The organism is Halococcus sp. IIIV-5B, from assembly GCF_003602035.1.
GTDB lineage: Archaea > Halobacteriota > Halobacteria > Halobacteriales > Halococcaceae > Halococcus > Halococcus salsus.
Map to the genome: position 1 here is coordinate 1 of NZ_QZWE01000044.1, position 18,138 is coordinate 18,138.

At 67.5% G+C, this 18,138-nt stretch carries 26 protein-coding genes; 9 read left to right on the forward strand and 17 right to left on the reverse strand.

What is annotated here, in order from left to right:
• From D3261_RS18205 to thpR, 11 genes are all read right to left on the reverse strand, one after another.
• Nucleotides 1-1,371: signal recognition particle protein Srp54 (locus D3261_RS18205; RefSeq protein WP_120074837.1), on the reverse strand; the 1,371-nt coding region annotated here is incomplete at its 3' end.
• A 309-nt stretch (nucleotides 1,372-1,680) separates the two neighbouring features.
• Nucleotides 1,681-2,238, reverse strand: coding sequence for a cysteine hydrolase family protein (locus D3261_RS18210; RefSeq protein ID WP_120074839.1), 558 nt, complete (start codon nucleotides 2,236-2,238; stop codon nucleotides 1,681-1,683).
• On the reverse strand, nucleotides 2,235-2,993 hold the full coding sequence (locus tag D3261_RS18215; RefSeq protein ID WP_120074841.1) for a YqcI/YcgG family protein: 759 nt from the start codon (nucleotides 2,991-2,993) through the stop codon (nucleotides 2,235-2,237). The genes D3261_RS18210 and D3261_RS18215 overlap by 4 nt, the downstream gene beginning before the upstream one ends.
• A 67-nt stretch (nucleotides 2,994-3,060) precedes the next feature.
• Nucleotides 3,061-3,549, reverse strand: coding sequence for a metal-dependent hydrolase (locus tag D3261_RS18220; RefSeq protein ID WP_120074843.1), 489 nt, complete (start codon nucleotides 3,547-3,549; stop codon nucleotides 3,061-3,063).
• 1 nt (nucleotide 3,550) lies between these two features.
• Nucleotides 3,551-5,017 (reverse strand): signal recognition particle-docking protein FtsY, encoded by a 1,467-nt coding sequence (ftsY, locus tag D3261_RS18225; protein ID WP_120074845.1) that lies wholly within the window; start codon nucleotides 5,015-5,017, stop codon nucleotides 3,551-3,553.
• 3 nt (nucleotides 5,018-5,020) lie between these two features.
• On the reverse strand, nucleotides 5,021-5,494 hold the full coding sequence (pfdA, locus tag D3261_RS18230; RefSeq protein ID WP_120074847.1) for a prefoldin subunit alpha: 474 nt from the start codon (nucleotides 5,492-5,494) through the stop codon (nucleotides 5,021-5,023).
• 141 nt (nucleotides 5,495-5,635) lie between these two features.
• A complete protein-coding gene (locus tag D3261_RS18235; protein ID WP_120074849.1) occupies nucleotides 5,636-6,304 on the reverse strand; it encodes a translation initiation factor IF-6 in 669 nt (222 codons plus the stop codon).
• 1 nt (nucleotide 6,305) lies between these two features.
• A complete protein-coding gene (locus tag D3261_RS18240; protein ID WP_120074851.1) occupies nucleotides 6,306-6,584 on the reverse strand; it encodes a 50S ribosomal protein L31e in 279 nt (92 codons plus the stop codon).
• Complete coding sequence (locus D3261_RS18245) at nucleotides 6,581-6,733, reverse strand: 50S ribosomal protein L39e (RefSeq protein ID WP_007690961.1); 153 nt, start codon at nucleotides 6,731-6,733, stop codon at nucleotides 6,581-6,583. Before D3261_RS18245 ends, D3261_RS18240 begins: the two co-directional genes overlap by 4 nt.
• A 70-nt stretch (nucleotides 6,734-6,803) precedes the next feature.
• Nucleotides 6,804-7,607 (reverse strand): ZIP family metal transporter, encoded by an 804-nt coding sequence (locus D3261_RS18250; RefSeq protein ID WP_120074853.1) that lies wholly within the window; start codon nucleotides 7,605-7,607, stop codon nucleotides 6,804-6,806.
• A 102-nt stretch (nucleotides 7,608-7,709) separates the two neighbouring features.
• Nucleotides 7,710-8,261, reverse strand: coding sequence for an RNA 2',3'-cyclic phosphodiesterase (thpR, locus tag D3261_RS18255; RefSeq protein WP_120074855.1), 552 nt, complete (start codon nucleotides 8,259-8,261; stop codon nucleotides 7,710-7,712).
• A gap of 53 nt (nucleotides 8,262-8,314) precedes the next feature.
• Between thpR and D3261_RS18260 the strand changes: the two genes are divergently transcribed.
• The gene (locus tag D3261_RS18260; protein ID WP_120074857.1) at nucleotides 8,315-9,076 is read left to right on the forward strand and encodes a tetratricopeptide repeat protein; all 762 of its coding nucleotides are present in this window, start codon (nucleotides 8,315-8,317) and stop codon (nucleotides 9,074-9,076) included.
• Complete coding sequence (locus tag D3261_RS18265; protein WP_120074859.1) at nucleotides 9,048-9,341, forward strand: DUF424 domain-containing protein; 294 nt, start codon at nucleotides 9,048-9,050, stop codon at nucleotides 9,339-9,341. Before D3261_RS18260 ends, D3261_RS18265 begins: the two co-directional genes overlap by 29 nt.
• Here D3261_RS18265 and D3261_RS18270 read toward each other — a convergent pair whose 3' ends face one another.
• The gene (locus D3261_RS18270; RefSeq protein WP_120074861.1) at nucleotides 9,342-9,626 is read right to left on the reverse strand and encodes a GYD domain-containing protein; all 285 of its coding nucleotides are present in this window, start codon (nucleotides 9,624-9,626) and stop codon (nucleotides 9,342-9,344) included.
• 122 nt (nucleotides 9,627-9,748) lie between these two features.
• On the opposite strand from D3261_RS18270, the gene D3261_RS20455 reads away from it, so the two are divergent.
• The 3 genes from D3261_RS20455 to D3261_RS18280 are packed head-to-tail and all read left to right on the forward strand — an operon-like array spanning nucleotide 9,749 to nucleotide 11,660.
• Nucleotides 9,749-9,895, forward strand: a complete 147-nt coding sequence (locus D3261_RS20455; protein WP_199694069.1) for a hypothetical protein — start codon at nucleotides 9,749-9,751, stop codon at nucleotides 9,893-9,895.
• Nucleotides 9,896-9,947: 52 nt separating this feature from the next.
• Entirely contained in the window at nucleotides 9,948-11,195 is a 1,248-nt protein-coding gene (locus tag D3261_RS18275) for an aminotransferase class V-fold PLP-dependent enzyme (RefSeq protein WP_120074882.1), read from the forward strand.
• A gap of 45 nt (nucleotides 11,196-11,240) precedes the next feature.
• The gene (locus D3261_RS18280; protein WP_120074863.1) at nucleotides 11,241-11,660 is read left to right on the forward strand and encodes an iron-sulfur cluster assembly scaffold protein; all 420 of its coding nucleotides are present in this window, start codon (nucleotides 11,241-11,243) and stop codon (nucleotides 11,658-11,660) included.
• A gap of 378 nt (nucleotides 11,661-12,038) precedes the next feature.
• Here D3261_RS18280 and D3261_RS18285 read toward each other — a convergent pair whose 3' ends face one another.
• The gene (locus D3261_RS18285; RefSeq protein WP_120074865.1) at nucleotides 12,039-12,641 is read right to left on the reverse strand and encodes a DUF502 domain-containing protein; all 603 of its coding nucleotides are present in this window, start codon (nucleotides 12,639-12,641) and stop codon (nucleotides 12,039-12,041) included.
• 39 nt (nucleotides 12,642-12,680) lie between these two features.
• Complete coding sequence (locus tag D3261_RS18290) at nucleotides 12,681-13,514, reverse strand: proline dehydrogenase family protein (RefSeq protein ID WP_120074867.1); 834 nt, start codon at nucleotides 13,512-13,514, stop codon at nucleotides 12,681-12,683.
• A gap of 82 nt (nucleotides 13,515-13,596) precedes the next feature.
• On the opposite strand from D3261_RS18290, the gene D3261_RS18295 reads away from it, so the two are divergent.
• The 3 genes from D3261_RS18295 (at nucleotide 13,597) to D3261_RS18305 (ending at nucleotide 15,502) form a co-directional block, all read left to right on the forward strand.
• Nucleotides 13,597-14,142, forward strand: a complete 546-nt coding sequence (locus D3261_RS18295) for a CDP-2,3-bis-(O-geranylgeranyl)-sn-glycerol synthase (RefSeq protein ID WP_120074869.1) — start codon at nucleotides 13,597-13,599, stop codon at nucleotides 14,140-14,142.
• A gap of 211 nt (nucleotides 14,143-14,353) precedes the next feature.
• On the forward strand, nucleotides 14,354-15,070 hold the full coding sequence (locus tag D3261_RS18300; protein ID WP_120074871.1) for a twin-arginine translocation signal domain-containing protein: 717 nt from the start codon (nucleotides 14,354-14,356) through the stop codon (nucleotides 15,068-15,070).
• Nucleotides 15,071-15,094: 24 nt separating this feature from the next.
• On the forward strand, nucleotides 15,095-15,502 hold the full coding sequence (locus D3261_RS18305) for a hypothetical protein (protein WP_120074873.1): 408 nt from the start codon (nucleotides 15,095-15,097) through the stop codon (nucleotides 15,500-15,502).
• Nucleotides 15,503-15,568: 66 nt separating this feature from the next.
• Here the strand turns inward: D3261_RS18305 and D3261_RS18310 are convergent, their stop codons facing one another.
• From D3261_RS18310 to D3261_RS18320, 3 genes are all read right to left on the reverse strand, one after another.
• Nucleotides 15,569-16,024 carry a 30S ribosomal protein S19e gene (locus tag D3261_RS18310; RefSeq protein ID WP_120074875.1) on the reverse strand — a complete coding sequence of 152 codons (456 nt, stop codon included), beginning with the start codon at nucleotides 16,022-16,024 and terminating at the stop codon, nucleotides 15,569-15,571.
• A gap of 72 nt (nucleotides 16,025-16,096) precedes the next feature.
• Entirely contained in the window at nucleotides 16,097-17,062 is a 966-nt protein-coding gene (locus D3261_RS18315) for a cation diffusion facilitator family transporter (RefSeq protein ID WP_120074876.1), read from the reverse strand.
• Between the two features lie 53 nt (nucleotides 17,063-17,115).
• The gene (locus D3261_RS18320) at nucleotides 17,116-17,658 is read right to left on the reverse strand and encodes an HIT domain-containing protein (RefSeq protein ID WP_120074878.1); all 543 of its coding nucleotides are present in this window, start codon (nucleotides 17,656-17,658) and stop codon (nucleotides 17,116-17,118) included.
• A gap of 235 nt (nucleotides 17,659-17,893) precedes the next feature.
• Here D3261_RS18320 and D3261_RS18325 point away from each other — a divergent pair, with 235 nt between their 5' ends.
• Nucleotides 17,894-18,094 carry a hypothetical protein gene (locus D3261_RS18325; protein ID WP_120074880.1) on the forward strand — a complete coding sequence of 67 codons (201 nt, stop codon included), beginning with the start codon at nucleotides 17,894-17,896 and terminating at the stop codon, nucleotides 18,092-18,094.
• The last annotated feature ends 44 nt before the right edge of the window (nucleotides 18,095-18,138 follow it).

An 18,138-nucleotide genomic window follows, 5' to 3' on the forward strand; every position in this document is an offset into this window, starting at 1 on the left:
CATCCCGCCCATGCCGCCACCGCCGCCGTCGCCCTGCTCCATCCGCTTCATCATCCGCTGCATGTCGGCGTCGCCCATCCCCTGGAACTGTTTCAGGGTACGTTCCATCATCCGGTGTTGTTCGAGGAGCTCCCGAACGCGTTCTTCGGGCTGGCCACTCCCGCGGGCGATCCGGCGGGTCTGGCTCGCGCCCACCGAACGGGGATTTTCGAGCTCCGAATCCGTCATCGAGTCCATCACGACGTCGAAGCTCCGCATTCGGTCCTGGGTGACGTCCATCGCGTCGTCGGGGAGCTGGTCCTTCAGCCCGCCGCCGAGTCCGGGGATCATATCGAGGACCTGGTCCAGCGGTCCCATCTTGTTCATCGCGTCCATCTGGTGGCGCATATCCTTCAGGGTGAACTGGCCCTGGAGGATGTCCTCGGGGTCCCAGTCCTCCTCGTCGTCGGTGGTCTCCATCGCGCGCTCGACCCGCTCGGCGAGCTGCTTGAGGTCGCCCATCCCGAGCAGTCGGGAGATGAAACCATTGGGCTCGAACCGCTCGACGTCCTGTACCGTCTCGCCGGTCCCGAGAAACGCGATCGAGGAGTCGGTCTCGTTGACGGCGGTCAGCGCCCCGCCACCCTTCGCGGTCCCGTCGAGTTTGGTGATCACGACACCATCGATCCCGATGGCGTCCTCGAAGCGCCGGGCCTGGTCCTTCGCCCCCTGCCCGATCGCGGCGTCCATCACCAGCAAGCTCCGATCGGGCTCGACGACGTCGTCGATCGCGCGGATCTCGTCGATCAGGTCGTCTTCGAGCGCGTGCCGCCCCGCGGTATCGACGATCTTGACCTCGGCTTCGTCGGCGGCCGCGAGCCCTTCGCGGGCGATCTCGACCGGGTCGTCGCTGTCGGGGTCGCCGTAGAACGAGACCTCCGCGCGTTCGGCCATCTGCTTCGACTGGTCGTAGGCACCCGGCCGGAAGGTGTCGGTCTGGATGACGGCGGGCCGGAGCCCCTTCTTCGAGAACCACCACGCCATCTTCGCGGCGGTGGTGGTCTTCCCCGAGCCCTGGAGCCCCGCAAGCAGGATGGTCTGGGATTCGAGCGGGAGATCCGTGCTCTCCCCGACGAGGTCGACCATCTCCTCGTAGACGATCCGGAGGACGAAGTCCCGCGCTGTCGTGCCGCCGGGCGGCTCCTCGTTGAGCGCGCGGTCCTCGATCCGGTCGGAGAGGTCCATCACGAGGCTGATCTCGACGTCGGCTTGGATCAGCGAGCGCTGGATCTCCCGGACGACCTCCTCGACGTCGTCGGCGTCGAGGCGGGTCTTGCCCTGGAGTCGGTTGAGGGTTCCCCGGAGGGAACTCCCGAGGTCGTCGAGTACCATTTGCCACCACTACGCCGTGTGGTTCCTAAAGCCCTTCTGGACACCCACTTTTTTCCTCGTCGGGTGCGCTCGCTTCGCTCACGCACCACTCCTCGCAAAAACCTGGGCTAAAAAGGCTGCTCGCTCACTCCGTTCGCTCGCAGTACAACCACTACCAGCACTACCACCACCGCCCCGCACCGCACCGACCACACACCTCCCCACCCGACTCGCTTCGCTCGGACTCCGTCCTCACTCGCTCATCCCTCGCACAATGTCCGCGATCGGCTCTCACTGTCGTTCGGACCGATCGCGAGCGCGCGCCGACCGCTACAGCAACGCGTCGGCCTCTACAATCGTCGCGAACTCCTCGTTGAGGTGGGCGAGCGCGAGGCGGTGGCTCTGTTCGGCATCGTAGGTCGCGCCGTCGTAGCCGACCCGCTCGTGGGTCGCGGTCGCGTCGGCCACCACGACCACCCGGAATCCGAGGTTCGCGGCCATCCGGACGGTGGTCGAGACGCAGTGGTCGGTCGTGAGGCCCACGACCACGAGGGTGTCGTGGCCCGCCTCGCGAAGTCGGTCTTCGAGGTCGGTCCCGACGAACGCGCTGTTGACCGACTTCTCGACCACTGGCTCGCCAGCCTCGGGTTCGGCCACGGACTTGAACGCGTTCCCAGGTCTATCGGGCCGGAGCGGCGAGTCCGGCTCGGTCGAGCAGTGCCGGACGTGGATCACCGGGCGCTCGGACCGTCGCCACGCGGCGAGGAGGTCACTAATACGCTTCTCGCAGTCGGGGTTGTTCCGCTCGCCCCAGCCCGGTTCCTCGAACCCTTGCTGGACGTCGACCAGCAGGAGGACGGCGTCGTCGGGAAGCGTCTCGTGGCTCATGGTTTCGTGATGTCGAGCGGACAGACCTCGTGACTCTCGCCCTCGGCCTCCGGCAGGAGGTACTGCTTCCACTCGCGGTCGTCGGGATTCCCCCAGTCGCCGAGATCGGCGTGGGGACAGACCGCGTCGTACTCGTCGGCGCGCTCACGGATGACCTCGCGCGCCCGCCGGCCCGCCGCGGTGTCGCCGGTGATTCCCTCGAAGATCGCCCGCGGCTGGAAGGTGATCTCCAGCCCGTGCGGGTTGTGGCGACTCCGGCGCTCCTCGTAGAACGGCGCGCGCGCCGTCGGAAACATCGCCACTCCGCCGAAGCAGAACTCCCAGTGGGGGTCGTCGGGGTCGGCCGGGATCTCGTAGGGCCACGGCTCCGGGTCGGTGTCGTGGAGGTACTGCAGCACCCCCCAGAGTCGCTCGCCGTACGCCGCTTCGGTCAGCGAACGCTGGGGCGGCGCGAAGAAGACCACGAGCGAGACGCGTTCACCCAAGGAATCGAAGGTCTTCACGTACTCGTACAGCGTCTCCCGGAGGCCCGCGAGTGCGTCCTCGTCCGTCGTCGATTCACAGAACGCGTAGCGCGCCATCCCGGTCGCCTCGCTCTCGACCCCGAAGTAGCAGGGAAAGGGCGCGTCGGTGTCGAGCATCGTCGCTCGAAAGGTTTCGTACTGCTCGACCGCCCACGCGGGCAGTTCGTCGGCGTCGATCCGGTCCCGGAGGGTCGACTGGTCGAGATACCCGGTCGGGAGCGAACCGCTCATACAGTCGATTTCGTCGCTCGTACGCGTATGTCTTCCGATTCCGGCGACGAGAGTCGACCGTTCGGTCTCAGATCAGCCCGACGAGCCGAAGGACGACGGCGGTCGCACCAGCACCGAGGAGGAGAAGGAGGGCGTTCGCACCCCCGTTCGCGGCGGTCACGAGACCGAGCGAGTACCGTCGCGACGAAACCGGCCAGAACGGGGCGATCCCCATCGGCGTCAGCCAGTCCGCGAAGAGGTGGGCGAGGACGACCAACGCGCCGAGGAAACCACCGAAGCCCGCGAGGAGGCGTGGCCCGAACCCGACGAGTCGCGTCCCGAGAACCCAGCCGCCCGCGCCGCAAGCGAGCCCGAAGAGAACGGCGAACGCCAGCGTGTGGGTCGCGCCCCGGTGGGTGAGCAACCGGGTCCGCATATCGAGGTCGGGCACCATCGCGAACCAGACCACGACGACGAACCCCGCGACGGCCAGCGCGACCCGACCCGCAGAAAGGAGGAAGTAGCTGACCGGCGCGTAGCACAGCAACCCGACGCCGACGTGGCCCGGGCGGTACACCTCAGTCGTCGTCGCCGAGGAGTCGGTCGACGAGCACGTCGGGCTCGAATCGCTCGATGTCGTCGTAGCCCTGGCCGGTGCCCAGGAACAACACCGGCTTGCCGGTGACGTGGGCGATCGAGATCGCCGCTCCACCCTGCGAATCGGCGTCGGCCTTCGCGAGGATCGCGCCGTCGATCGTCGCGGCGTCGTCGAACTCCCGGGCGCGGTTGGTGGCGTCCTGGCCCGCGACGGCCTCGTCGACGAAGATCGTCATGTCCGGATCAACCACGCGGTCGATCTTCTCGAGCTGGGCCATCAGGTCGTTCGAGGTGTGGAGTCGACCCGCGGTGTCCCCGAGCACGACGTCGATGTCGTGGGCTTCGGCGTACTCGACGGCGTCGTAGAGCACCGCGGCCGGGTCCGAGCCCTGGTCGTGGGCGATGACCTTCTTCCCCAGGTTCTCGGCGTGTTCGGCCAACTGCTGGTTCGCGCCCGCCCGGTAGGTGTCGCCGTTCGCGAGCACGGTCGAGAGGCCGCGCTCCTCGAAGTAGCGTGCGAGCTTCGCGATCGAGGTCGTCTTCCCGACCCCGTTGACCCCCGTGAACACGATCGTCACGGGTTTGTCGGCCTCGGCGATCCGCTGGTCGAAGTCGAACTGCCCGACGCTGATGACTTCTCGAAGGGACTCGGCGAGCGCCTCCTCGACCACCGTGCCCGTACCCTTGACCTGGGCGCGCGTCGCGCCGGTGAGCTCCTCGCGGAGCCGGTCGAGGATCGCCTCCGTCACCGTCATCTCGACGTCGCTCTCGAGCAGCGCCATCTCCAGCTCGAACAGCGGTCCTTCGAGTTCGGCGGCCTCGATCAGCGACTGGCCGGTGGCGAACAGCTTCGCGCGCGTCCCGAACCCGAGGTTCTCGTTCTCCGATTCCTCCTCGTCCGGAACCGTCGTCGGCCGGTTCAGCCGGGTCCGCCGACGCTCGGGCTGGTCGTCGTCCGCCTCGGCGTCCGTCGTCTCCGCCGCTTCCGTCGCTGGCGTCTCCTCGACCGGTTCGGCTGCAGCGGCGTCCGACTCGTTCGTCTCCACGGCGGGCGCGGTCGGCTCGTCGACCGACGCTTCTATGGACTCGGCGGGGTCGTCGGTCGACTCCGAGTCCGTCGAGTCGCCGGAATCGACGGATCCAGCAGGGTCGTCGAGGCTAGAGGATTCCGAAGGGTCGGTGTCCGTATCCGCCCCGAGCGGCGACGGCTCGTCCTCGGCTGCCTCCGGTTCGGCCCCATCGAGCGTGGGTTCGTTCTCGACCGACGGTTCGGGTTCGGGAGCCGCCTCCGATTCGGTGGTCGTCGTTTCGGACTCCACGACCGTTTCGTCGGGTTCGGCCGCGGCTGCCGTTTCGTCGGTCTCGTCGGCCTCCGCCGCCGCGTCGTCGATCTCCTCCTCGGCGTCGTCCCGGAAGCTGCTGAGCCGGTCCTTGAGTCCGTCGAACATCGCCTATTCGTCGTCCGATTCCCCGCCCAGGCCACCCATCTGTCCCTGGAGCTGTTGCATCTGCTGTTGTTGGAGCTGCTGGGCCTGCTGTTCGAGCTGGTCGCGCTCGGACTCGACCTCCTCGATCTCCGCTTCGACCTCCGCGATCCGGTCGTCGAGCGCCTCGCGTTTGCGTTCGAGGGTCTCGACCGCACCCGCCTCGTCCTGCTCGGCCGCGTAGCCGCCGCCGAGGCTCACGACCGTCTCGTCGAGGTCCTGGATCTCGGCACGGACGTAGGCGTCGCCGCCGAGCGGGACCTGCACCGTCGAGCCGCTTTCGAGCGCGTCGAGCGCCTCGGTGGCCTCGTCGATCTCCGATTGTTCGTCACGGAAGCCCTCGATCTCGGCCTCCATCGCCTCCTTTTGCTGTTCGAGCACGTCGAGCTCCTGGGAGAGCTGTTCGAGCTGACCGCCACCGCCGCCACCACCGAGGCTCATCGGCCGCCCTCCGTGGCGCGTGCTTCGACTCCGGTCCCGAACGTAGCAACGAACGTATCCATACCCGGGGCTGGGTGAGCACGTCGGAAGAACCTTGTCCTCTCGTCGGACGACGGTCGAGCCGTCGGGACTCGCGCGGTCTCAGCCGTCGATGTAGCCGAGCGCGTCCTCGATCCGGCCGAGCTCGGGCCCCGTGCTGTCCCGCCCGACGACGTAGCCGTTCTCGTTGGCGAGCAGTCCCGACCCGACGAGCGGTGCACCGTAGTTGACGGTGCCGATATCCGCGGGCACGTCGAGCAGTTCTTCGAGGTAGTCGAGTTCCTCGTCCGTAGAATTAGGGTGACAGAGGACACCTCGGTCGGTGGCGACCGCCGCGGTGCCCACCGTCCGCACGTCCGCGAGCGCGCCGCGCTCGGCCGGGACCCCGAGGTGTTCCTCCACAGTCTGAACGGCCTCGTCCGGGAGGTCGGGGTGGAGGTAGGCCCCCGAATCGTTGACCAGCACGACGTTGCCGGCGGCGTTGATCCGACCGGGGAGCGTCGCGACGGGGAGGTCGGTCGCGTCGGCGATCCGCTCGCGCTCGGCGTCGGTGATGCGTTCGCTCGCGAGCAGTCCGTTCGAGTTGCCGGTGACGAGCGCGCCGACGGTCCCGGAGCCGGCGACGGTGGTCTTTACTGGCGAGACGCCGAGCTCGTCGGCGAGTTCCGCAGCGAAGTCGTCGTCCGCGTCGGGTCTGACGAGGAGGCAGTCGTCGGTGGCGCTCGCGAAGACCCCGACGTACGCCGAACCGGAAAAGGCCGCGCGGAGCACGTTATTCCGCGTGTTCTGCTTCGACGACCCGCTCGCCTTCCTCCTCGAATCGAGCCGCGCGCACCCGGAGCTTGCTCGGGGGCTTCTTCCGGCCGCGCGACCAGACCGCCTCGTTGATCGAGGGGTCGAGGCGCACGGCGTCGGGGTCGGCCTTGAAGTGCTGGGCGAGGTGGTCGCGGATCAGCGTCATGGCGCGGTCGGCACCCTCGTGTTTGGGCCCGGCCTTGACCTTGCGGAGCGGCACCGTCACGACGCGCTCCTCGAAGTCGTCGGCGCTCATTCGTCGGTGTCCGAGCGCCGCCAGTTGCGTCGCTTCGGGTTGCGCATCGTGTCGCGGTCGGTCTTCATGATGACCCACGCCGGCACGCGACTGTTCTGCCGCTCGAGTTTGCCGAGGCGCTTCTTCTTCGCCTTGGACTTCTTGCTCATGGTGGCAGTCCTATCCCGCCTCGGCTTATATCTTTGTCCTTTTGGTTGCTTCTCACCGACGCGGCTCGCCTCAGACGACCGCCAGCGGGAGCATGACGAGCACGCCGACGGCCAGCCCGAACGCCAGTTCCCGACGGCCGCCGCCCGGCAGTCCTGCCCCTATCTCGCGGGCTTCGGGGATGAAGTCCGCGAGCACGAGGTAGACCATCGCGCCGGCGGCGAAACCGAACCCGACCGCGAGGAGGTCGCGCGCGATCCGGACGAAGTAGAAGGCGACCACCGCGCCGATGGGTTGGGGGAGGCTCGAAAACACCGCCCACCACACCATCCGGGGGTTCGAGACGCCCATCGACCGGAGCGGTATCGAGACCGCGACGCCCTCCGGCACGTTGTGGATCGAGATGGCGACGGTCATGAACACCGCGAGCACCGGCACCGTGAGCCCGAAGAGCGAGATCCCGGTCCCGAGGTCGAGGTCGGCGAACGAGACGCCGACCGCGACCCCCTCCGGAAAACTGTGGACCGTGAGCACCCCGAGGATGAGCAGGAGTTTCCGATAGTCGGCCTCCTCGTAGTGACGCGGGTGGACCTCGATGTCCGAGAGCACGCGCTGGCTCACGACCACGAGCGCCACCCCCGCAAGGAGCCCGAGCGCGAGTTCGGCGGGCGTGCCCTGCGCGAGCCCCTCGAAGACCAGCCCGAACGTCGACGCCGAGACCATGATCCCCGAGGCGAGCCCCCAGAGCACGACGTTGGTCCGGTCGCTCACGTCGTCGACGAAGAAGAACGGCACCGCGCCGAGACCCGTCGCGAGCGCGGTGAGGAGCCCCGCGACGAAGACCAGGGTGAGCCCCGCCAGGAGGTCCGGTTCCATACCGACGGGAGGAGACCGAGACACATATCAACCACCTTTCAGATTTAGGCGACCCTCAACCGTGCTCCCACTTCGATTGGGCCCGAATCCGAGCGCTCGTGTCTACAGCTCGAACCGCTCGACGGTGGTGTACTCGGGACCATCGTCGGTGAGTACGCTCTCGGTAAGACGGATGGAATCGACCTCGCGGGCCCCGACGGTCGGGTCGGTCTCGCGGAGCGCGCGCTGCACCCGTTCCTTCCCGCCGGCGTGGTCCATTCGAGCTATCGTCGCGTGCGGCGTGAACGCGTGGTCGGCGGGGTCGAAGCCGAGTGCCACCGTCTGCCGTTCGATAGCCTCGTGGAGCTGTGTGAGGTCGTCGCCACCCGTACGGACGCCGACCCAGACCACCCGGATGTACTCGGCGCTCGGAAACGCGCCGAGCCCGCCGAACTCGGTCGTGAACGGGTCGACGTCGCTCTCCTCGATCGCGGTTTCGAGGGCGCCGACGAGGTCCGAAACGCGCGATCCGTCGACCTCGCCGAGGAACTTCAGCGTGACGTGAACGCGGTCGGGGTCCGTGAGGCGGATCCCGCCCGCGTCCGCGAGGGGTTCCTGTACGGTGGCGATCCCGTCTTCGAGGCCGCCGAGACCAACGCTGACGAAGAGCCGCATGGAGTACGTAACAGGCCGCAGGCCTTAATCGGGGTCATCCCGTAGGCCGGGCCATGACTGACCCTGACGACGAACGAGAGGGTGGTTCGCACCCGTTCTCGGAAGGTGAGGGCTTTTCCGACCCCGAGGGGTTCGACCTCGACCCGCCCGAACTCGCGGTCGACCCGAGCGAGGTCGACCCGGTGGACTCGCGGGTGCTCTCGGACCTGCTCGACGAGCGCCAGATCGGCGGCGACGTCGACGTCGAGGAACTCATCGACGTCGGCCTGAGCTACATCGAGATCAACCGGTACGAACAGGCCACCGAGACCTTCGAGCGTGCCGCACGGTTCGCCGAGGACGACCACCTCGAACAGGAGGCGTGGGTCAACAAGGGCGCGGCCCACGCCGAGCTGGAGGAGTACGACGCCGCCATCGGGGCCTACCAGGAGGCGCTCTCGCTCGACGCCGACTCCGAGCACGCCGCGAGCGCCGAGACAAACCTGGCCTACGCGCTCTGGGAGAGTGGTCAGACGGAACAGGCGCTCGACCACGCCGAGCGGGCGGTCGAGCGCGACCACCGCTTCGCCCAGGGCTGGTACAACCGGGGCTTCTTCCTGCTCGAACGCGGGCTCGCCGAGGAGGCGCTCAACAACTTCGACAACGCGCTCCGGCTGGGTTTCCGAAACGCCGAGGTGCTTGAGGAGAAGGCGCGTGCCTTGGAGGAGACCGGTCAGGACGACCGCGCGGAGGAGGTGGCCGAGGAGGCCCGCGAGCTTCGCGAACAGGCCGAGGAGGAACTCGTCCGTGATCGTCAACGAGCGCGAAACGCCTGAGGGACGACTCGTCTCGGTGTGTGACGAGGCCGTCCTCGGCGAGACCTTCGACAACGACGGCGTGCCGTTCGAGGTGACCGAGGAGTTCTACGACGGCGAGCCCGCCGACGAGGACCGGGTGGTGGCGAGTCTCGCACGTGCCCGCGTGGCGAACATCGTCGGAGCCGAGTCGGTGGACCTCGCGGTCGAGCACGGCTTCGTCGAGGAGGGGAACGTCCTCGACCTCGGCGGGACGGCCCACGCCCAGCTGTTGCGGCTCGGGTAGCTACTCGCCGACGAGCGCACCGAACTCCTCTATCGGAACGCCCTCCATCGTGTCCATGTCGAGCCCGTGGCGGGCGGCGGCCGTCGAGACCTCGAAGACGGTCTCGCGGTCCGGGGCTTCGAAGACCACGAGGAAGTCGTAGCGCCCGAGGAGGGCGTAGGTGTCCGCGAGTTCGGCGTCGACGTCCTCCAGTTCGAGACTGATGTCACCCCAGAGCGAGGCGAGCTCCTGGAGGTTCTGGAACTCCGCGTCGACCGCTTCGACGAGCGCGACCCACGTCTGCATACCCTCGGTTTCGAGGCGACGCCGAAAAGGGATTCCGGCCGTTCGCCGAGCGGTGGTTCCGTGTCGCGAGCGCTTGTGAATGCCGGCTCAGCCCTTATCCGTCGACCGGCGCGTGTACGGACATGAGCTACTCGACGACCATCGGCTGGTCGCTGTTCACCTCCGGTGTAGTGACGCTGTTGCTCAAGGTCGCCCCCTACGATTCGCTCTACTGGGGGATCGGACTGCTCGTGGTCGGGCTCGTCGTGATGTCCCGACGGGTGCTCTGAGCACGTCGAACCGACCGAAGGAATGTTCCGCCTCGGGAGCGTAACGGGGCCGATGAGTACGCAAACCGAGGAATCGCTCGACGTCGAACGGCTTCGAAGCGAGTTCCCGATCCTCGAACGCGAGGTCGGCGACGGCCAGCGCGTGGTCTACCTCGACAACGCCGCCACGAGCCAGACCCCCGACCGGGTGGTCGACGCGATGAGCGACTACTACCGGGGGACGAACGCCAACGTCCATCGCGGGATCCATCACTTGAGTCAGGAGTCCTCGGTGGCCTATGAGGAGGCCCACGACCGGCTCGCCGAGTTCGTCGGGGCCTCGGGCGGGCGCTCGGAGATGGTCTTCACGAAGAACACCACCGAGGGGCTGAACCTCGTGGCCTTCGCGTGGGGCCTGCGCGAACTCGGCCCCGGCGACGAGGTGGTGCTCTCGGAGATGGAACACCACTCCGCGCTGGTGACCTGGCAACAGATCGCCGAGCGCACCGGAGCCGACGTGAAGTTCATCGGTATCGACGACGCGGGTCGGCTCGACATGGACCACGCGAAGGAGCTGATCACTGACGACACCGAGATGGTCTCGGTGACGCACGTCTCGAACACCCTCGGGACGATCAACCCCATCGCCGACCTCGCCAAGGTCGCCCACGACCACGGTAGTTTCATCTTCGTCGACGGCGCGCAGGCCGTGCCACACCAGCGGGTCGACGTCGAGGCGCTCGACGTGGATTTCTACGCCTTCTCGGGGCACAAGATGTGTGGACCAACGGGCATCGGCGGGCTCTACGGCAAGGAGGACCTGCTGGCGGCGATGGAGCCGTTCATGTACGGCGGCGGGATGGTGCGGAAGGTCGCCTTCGACCGGACGACGTGGGCCGAGGTCCCTGAAAAATTCGAGGCGGGCACGCCCCCCATCGCGGAGGCCATCGGGTTCGCCGAGGCCGCCGACTACCTCGACGATGTCGGGCTCGAACGGATCGACCGCCACGAACGCGAGCTCGTGGAGTACGCAATGGACCGGATGGACGAATCCGACGACATCGAGGTCTACGGCCCGCCCGCCGACGAACGCGCCGGCCTCGTCTCGTTCAATCTGGAGGGGGTCCACGCCCACGACCTCGCGAGCATCATGAACGACCACGCGGTGGCGATCCGGCCGGGCGACCACTGCACCCAGCCGCTCCACGACGTGCTCGGGACGGCGGCCTCGGCGCGCGCGTCGTTCTACCTCTACAACACGGAGGCGGAGGTCGACGAGCTCATCGCGGCCATCGACGACGCGCGGCAGCTGTTCGGCTGAATCCCCGGAATCCTTTTGCGTCGGACAGGCCTACTCGGGTTCACTATGAGCATGGGTTCGGACATGTATCGCCAGCAGATACTCGATCACTACAAGAACCCGCGGAACTACGGCGAGCTCGACGAGCCGACCTTCTCACACATCGGCGAGAACCCGATGTGTGGCGACGAGATCGCGGTGGACATCGAGCTCGACGACGAGGGCGAGACCATCGAGCGGGCGGCGTTCCGCGGGGACGGCTGTGCGATCAGCCAGGCCAGCGCGAGCATGCTCACGAGCGAACTCCAGGGGATGACCCTCGACGAGCTCGACGAGCTGGACCGCGACGACGTGATCGACCTCCTGGGTGTGGACATCAGTCCGATGCGAGTGAAGTGTGCGGTGCTCGTGGAGATGGTGGCCCAGGACGGCGCGGCGATCTACCGTGGCGAGAAGACCAGCATCGAGAAGACCAAAACCGAATAGCTGTTTTTTCGAGGAATACGTGCCCGCTCTGCGGCCAGCGGGCGCGGTGCGGCCGCGGGTGCGGGGCGGCCGGCGGCTGTGGTGCGGCCGCGATGTGGTTGTGGGCCTGATGTCTCGGCGAGCGGGAGCGAGCCGAGGCGCAGGAGAGCGGTGCTCTCCTGGTGGATGAAGGGCGAGGACGCTTCGCGTCCGAGGGCTTCGGCGGTGCGGTGCTGTGCGGTTGCGGAGGGAGTAGTTCGTTGTACCGCGAGCGACCGGAGGGAGCGAGCGGGCCGAGGAACCCCCGCAGGGGGTGACGACGGCTTTTGATCCACATTTTGCCAGGGAGCGAACGAAGTGAGCGACCGCAGCAAAAGGTGGGGATGTAAGAGGTGGGGTTCAGTCGTCGTCGGTCGGCGACGGCGTGCGGCCGGCGGGCGAGAGGCCTGATTCGTCGGCCTCGCCGAAACCCGCGCTCAGCACGCGCGTGAGGGCGTCCTCGACGCGTTCGTCGGTCTCCTCGTACTGGTCGGGGGTGACCTCGATGACGAAGCCGGTGGTGATGTTGGGGGCGGTGGGTAAAAAGAGAATGTCGCGGCCGTCGTCGGTCCGGGTGCCGGTTTTGAACGCCGTCATCCGGAGGCCCTCCCAGGTCTCGAGTTTGACCGGGGCTTGGAGGTCGCCGGTGCCGGTGACGGCGGTTTCGACCCCCATCTTCGAGGCGTTGTAGACCACCCGGAGACCCGGCACCCGGTTCATCACGCCGTCGATGGCCTCCTCGACGAGGGGGCCGCTCGCGGTGCGCATCAGGTAGCCGATGGCGAGCACGAGCGCCGCGAACACCAGCAAAGTGAGCGGGACCCGGACCCACGAGGGTTCGATGGTCTCGATGAGCGGGAGCCCGGCGATCGTCCGGTAGATGAAAGCGAGAACGTAGAGCGTGACGATGATCGGGACGAGCACGACCAGGCCGCTCGTGGCGTCACGGCGCAGGGAAGTCATTCGGTCGAAGATACGCGGGAAGCGTTATCAGCGCTTCCCCTATCGACCGACCAGCGCACGGAGGGCGAACGTGAGGTTCTCGCGGCGCTCCATCACCCGGCGCGAGAAGTACGAGAACCACTTGCCGCCGTAGGGGACGTACTGCCAGACGTCGTAGCGGTCGGCGAGGTCGTACTGGACCTCGTTTCTGACCCCCATCAGCATCTGGATCTCGAAGTCGGTGCCGTACTCCTCGTGGCGGTCGACGGCGTGTTTCACCATCGCGGCGTCGTGACTCGCGACCGCGATGCCGTCGTCGAAGCGCTCGAACATGACGTCGAGACACTCGCGGTAGGCGTCGTTGACCTGCGCACGCCCCCGGTGAGCGAGGTGGCCGGGTTCGTCGTAAGCCCCCTTCACCAGCCGGACTTTGCCGGGGGAGTCGGCGAGCCGACGGAGGTCCTCGGGGGTGCGCTTGAGGTTGGCCTGGACGCAGACCCCGACCTGCTTGTACTCGTCCGCGTGGTGGGTGTAGGCGTCGAGCGTGGGGTCGGTCGTGGAGTGGTCCTCCATATCGAGCCAGACGAACGTCCCGCTCTCCTCCGCGTGGTCGACGATCTGCTCGAAGTTGTCGCGAAAGCAGTCCTCGGAGACGTCGAGCCCGATCTGTGAGGGTTTGACCGAGATACACGCGCCGACGTCGGCGGCGGCGATCGCGTCGAGGAGCGAGCGGTAGGCGTCGCGGTCGGCGGCCGCGGGTTCGGGCGCGGTGTAGTGCTCGCCGAGGAGGTTGCAGATGCTTCGGACCCCGTGGGTTTCGAGCTCGCGGGCGTGGTCGACGACCGCCTCGTGGGTCTCGCCGGCGACGAACCGGTTCGCGATCGGTGGGATCATGCCTGCAAATTTTGCCAAAGCGCCAAAGGCGTATCGTTCCCCGGACCACGGGAATTAAAGTCCCGCGCGGCGACTCGAAGCCGTGAGCTTCGTCGAGACCATCGTCGTCGCCGTCTGGGCTATGGGGCCGGCCTACGTCCCGAACAACGCCGCGGTCCTCGCCGGCGGCGGCCGACCGATCGACGGCGGCCGAACCCTCGGTGGGGCCCGACTCCTCGGCGACGGCAAGACCTGGCGGGGTACCGCCATCGGCACCCTCGCCGGCGCGGCGGTCGCGCTCGTCCTCAACGCCCTCGCGCCGACGGTCACGGCCGCGACCGCCCTCTCGGTGCCGACGTTTCCGCCGCTCGTGATGGTCGCGCTCCCGTTCGGCGCGATGGTCGGCGACATCGCCGCCTCGGGGCTCAAACGCCGGACGGGTCGCGAGCGCGGGGCGGCCTTTCCCGGCCTCGACCAGTACGACTTCGTGGTCGGCAGCCTCGTGTTCGCCGCGCTCGCCGCGCTCGATTGGTTCGCGGCGACGTTCACCCCGCCGGTGCTCGTCGTCGTGCTCGTCCTCACCCCGCTGCTCCACCTCGGCACCAACTTCATCGCCTACCGTGCCGGACTCAAGAGCGAACCCTGGTGAGGGAACGCCTCGCGTCGGTCGCGAAACGACGTCATCGGCGGCTCCCTACACTTCTCGTCCTCCGAGGCGAACAACTGAACCATCGTTGAGACACGTTTAGAAAAATATATGTCTAGTGTATCCGTTCGTACTGATAGCCAGTTAAACCACGAGCGGTTTTTGCTGGACCAACGCGGCTGTTCGGATGAATCAGCCGCTGTAGAGGAAAACAATGAGCAACGAAGCAGCATTTCAGTTCGATGGCACCGGATCCGACGACGAATCGACCGAACCGACGACGTTCTTCACCCGCCGACACCTGATGAAGGGGACGGCTGGGGCGATCGGTGTGGCCGCACTCGCCGGACTCGGGCTCTGGTACGGAACCCAGCCCTCGCTCGCGGCGAGCACCTTCGAGGAGAACGGTGAGGGCGTCGTTCCCGTGACGACCAACGCCGGCGAGGTGACAGACGTCACCGTCGCCCCGGTGTTCGCCCTCGACTGGGCCGACTTCGGTGGCGGTGTCTCCGGCTTCGACTTCGACCTCGTGGCCGACGTCGGCGGCGCGACTCACACCGTCTACTCCGAGACGGGCGTCGTGGACGCGAGCGCAAGCGCCATCAGCTTGTTCGACGCCGACGACATGAGCAACTACGACGGGACGGCGACCGTGACGTGTGCGCCGCTCTCGATCATCGACGGCACGGACATCACGACCAGCGATTTCCCGACGAACGTCGCGCAGGGCGCCTCCCAGAGCCAGGACGTCACGCTGCGGCTCACCTCGTCCGGGACGACGAACATCGGCGGGACGTCCGTCGACGCGGCCGAGGCCACCATCTCGTTCACCGTCGAGGTCACGAACCCCGACGGCACCGTCACCGCGGAGATAACCTCCTCGAACGCCGAGGCGAGCGCCGCCGACGACGAAGGAACCACCACGGTCTAACGTCCGCGACTTCGTCCCATTCCCATGAGTCGATTCTCGTATCTCCTTCGCCTGTCAGGATTCGTCGGGTTAGCCGTCGGGTTCGTCGTCGAGTCCTACACCGCACTCCTCCGCGACCCGATCCTCTACGGTGGTGCGCAGTCGGTCCCCGGCTGGCTCGGTGCGATCCCGACCGCGCTGTTGGTCGGGTCGCTCGCGGTGCTGTTCTACGGAATGGTGCTCGACGAGGTGTTCGAGGGCTGGGTCGACCTCCTGGCGATCTGCGCGGTCGGCGGTCAGTGGGCGGTGCCGTTCGGGACCTATCTGGTCACGACGACCGGCCCGGGGAGTCCCGCCGGGCTGCTCGTCGTGGTGGGGTACGTGTTCCAGGCGCTCGCCGCGCTCGCCGTCGCCATCACCTACCTCCGGCGCGGCCGAACGCGGTCGTCGTGAGCCGAACCGTACTGTACGTACTCGTCGGGGGTAGTGAGAAACTGCGGTCGAAAAAGTTCCCGTAGTTCAGGCGTAGCGTTCGAGTTCCGGCCGGTCGAGCTCTTCGAGCACGTCGCCCGCGGTCTCGTCGAGGAGGCTTCGGCCCTCGGCGGTGACGCGTCGACCCTCGCCCTCGGCGGTCTCGACGTAGCCGGCCTCTTCGAGCTGCTGGAGGATGGTTCGGATGATCTTGCCGCTCCCCTCGGTCGCCCGGGCGGGTGCGACCTGATATCGGTTCGAACCGCCCTTCGAGCCGCCGTAGGCGGTGGTGAGTCGGTCGACGCCGACCTCGCCGTCGACCGCGACCCGACGGAGGAGGCTCGCGGCGCGGGTCGCCCAGAAGTCGTCCTGTTCGGGCGGGAGCTCGCGGCCCGTGCCGGTCTTCGTGAAGCGCGCCCAGTCGGGCTGTTCGACCTCGTCCGCGAGCCGGTCGGCGAGCGCCTCGATCAGCGCGTCCGCCGGAACGTCGTAGAGAGTTGCCATACATACGAAACGCTCATCCGGCGGTTTAAACGCGTCGTTACCCGCTCGTGAGCCCCTCCGGTCCCGACGCGGCTACTCGCGAACGCCGTCGGGGGTCGGGTCGTCGCCGTTCGTGGGTCGCGTGTCGCTCCCGTGGACGAGGCGATCGGTCTCGGGGTCGACCTTCCACTCGCCGAGCTCCTTCGGGTCGACGTGGACGAAGACGTCGTCGACCGCGTCGAGCGCCCGGATCGACTCCACGACCGCGCTCTCGATGTCGTGGGCCTCCGAGAGGGTGCGGTCGCCCTCGACCTCGATGTGGAGGCTGACGTCGATCTCCGGGCCGACGTAGTGGGCGATGACGTCGTGGGCCCCCTCGACGTCGGGGTGAGCGAGCGCGCGCCGGATGATCGTACTCTGGAGTTCGTCCGAGGGTGCACCGCCGATGAGGTACGGGACGTTGTCCCGGACGACCTCGACGCCGGTGAGGAGGATCCCCACCGAGACCACGGCGGCGGCGACCGGGTCGAGGATCGGGAACCCGAACCGCGCCCCGAGGACCCCGACGAACGCCGCGCTCGCGGTGAGGATGTCGTTACGGTTGTCGAGCGCGGTCGCGGTCAGCGCGGGCGAGTCGTGGGTTCGGCCCGCCGCGAGGCAGTACCGGTAGAGCCCGAACTTGACGAGTGCGGCGGCGGCGAGCACTACGAGCGCGGCGGGGCTCTCGGTAGCCGTGACGCCACCCGAAACGATGGCCGTCACCGAATCCCAGAGGATCGTGCCGCCGGTGAGGAAGATCGCGAGCGCGATCGCGAGCGCGACGAACGGCTCGATCCGCTCGTGGCCGTGGGGATGCTGGCTGTCGGGTGGCTGGGTGGTGAGGTAGAGCCCGGCGAGCACGACGGTGGCGTAGGCGGCGTCGATCAGGCTGTTGACGGCCTCGGAGCCGACCGCGAGGCTCCCGGTGTCGAGCCAGACCCAGCCCTTCGCGGCGGCGAGGACGACGTTCGCCCCCAGCACCACCAGCCCGATCCGCCTGACCGCCGCCGCACGCTCCATACCCGAAACTCGGCGAGCGCGAACCAAAGCCGCTTCGACTGTCCGAGAACGTGTCAGGGCGTCTCGGTCTCGACGACGACCGCCTCGTCCGTTCCCCGGTCGGTCGTCCCGTCCTGATCCGCGAAAGCCGCCCGGAGGTGGTCGTAGGTGTCGTTGATCGCTTCGACGATGACCTTCGTGTCGCTCGTCACCGGCATGAAGTTGGTGTCGCCCGCCCACCGCGGGACGACGTGGGTGTGACAGTGGTCGCCGATCGACCCGCCGGCGGCATCCCCGAGGTTCATCCCGGTGTTCAGCCCGTCGGGGTCGAGCCCCGCTTCGACCGCGCGGATCGTCCGCTGGACCAATCGCGAGTGGTCGAGGAGTTCGGCCTCGTCGAGGGCTGCGTAGTCGCCGGTGTGGCGGTAGGGGATCACCATCGCGTGCCCCGGGTTGTAGGGTGCGTTGTTGAGGAGACAGAACGCGTGCTCGCTCCGGGCGACGACCCGCGCCTCGCGGTCGTCGTCGCGCTCCGGGAGTTCACAGAACGCACAGCCCGCGGACTCCTCCTCGCGTTCGACCCACTCGATGCGCCACGGCGCGAACACCTGGTCCATGCGTGGCGTACTCCCTCCCCCCGTTTAGTCGCTCGTTTCCCGCCGGACGGTTTCACACATAAATGCTTTTTGGCCGTTCACGACCGTTTCATCGTTCTTCGGTGGAACGGTACACCACGGAGACCGTTTCAAACGACCGATATCGGCCGCCTTCGGCGATGGGGCCGGCTGAACGGTCTGAACGACGCATAACGGTATCGGGTTTTTATACCTTTGACTCACCCAGAGGGCATTGATGTCGATCACGAATCAGTCTGCAGACGCCCTCACCGAATCCTGCGACGACTGCGGACGCGACACGCCACATACCGTCTCGATAGAACTCCGGACCGAGAGCAAGAAACGCGAGAACCGCGAGTTCTCCCGCGAACCCTACCGGATAACCGAGTGTATGGTCTGTGGTTCCGAGACCGCCCTGCGGATGAACAACGCCTGAACTCGCTTTCCGTGACCCCCCGTCCCCGTCGGTAGCCTCGTCAT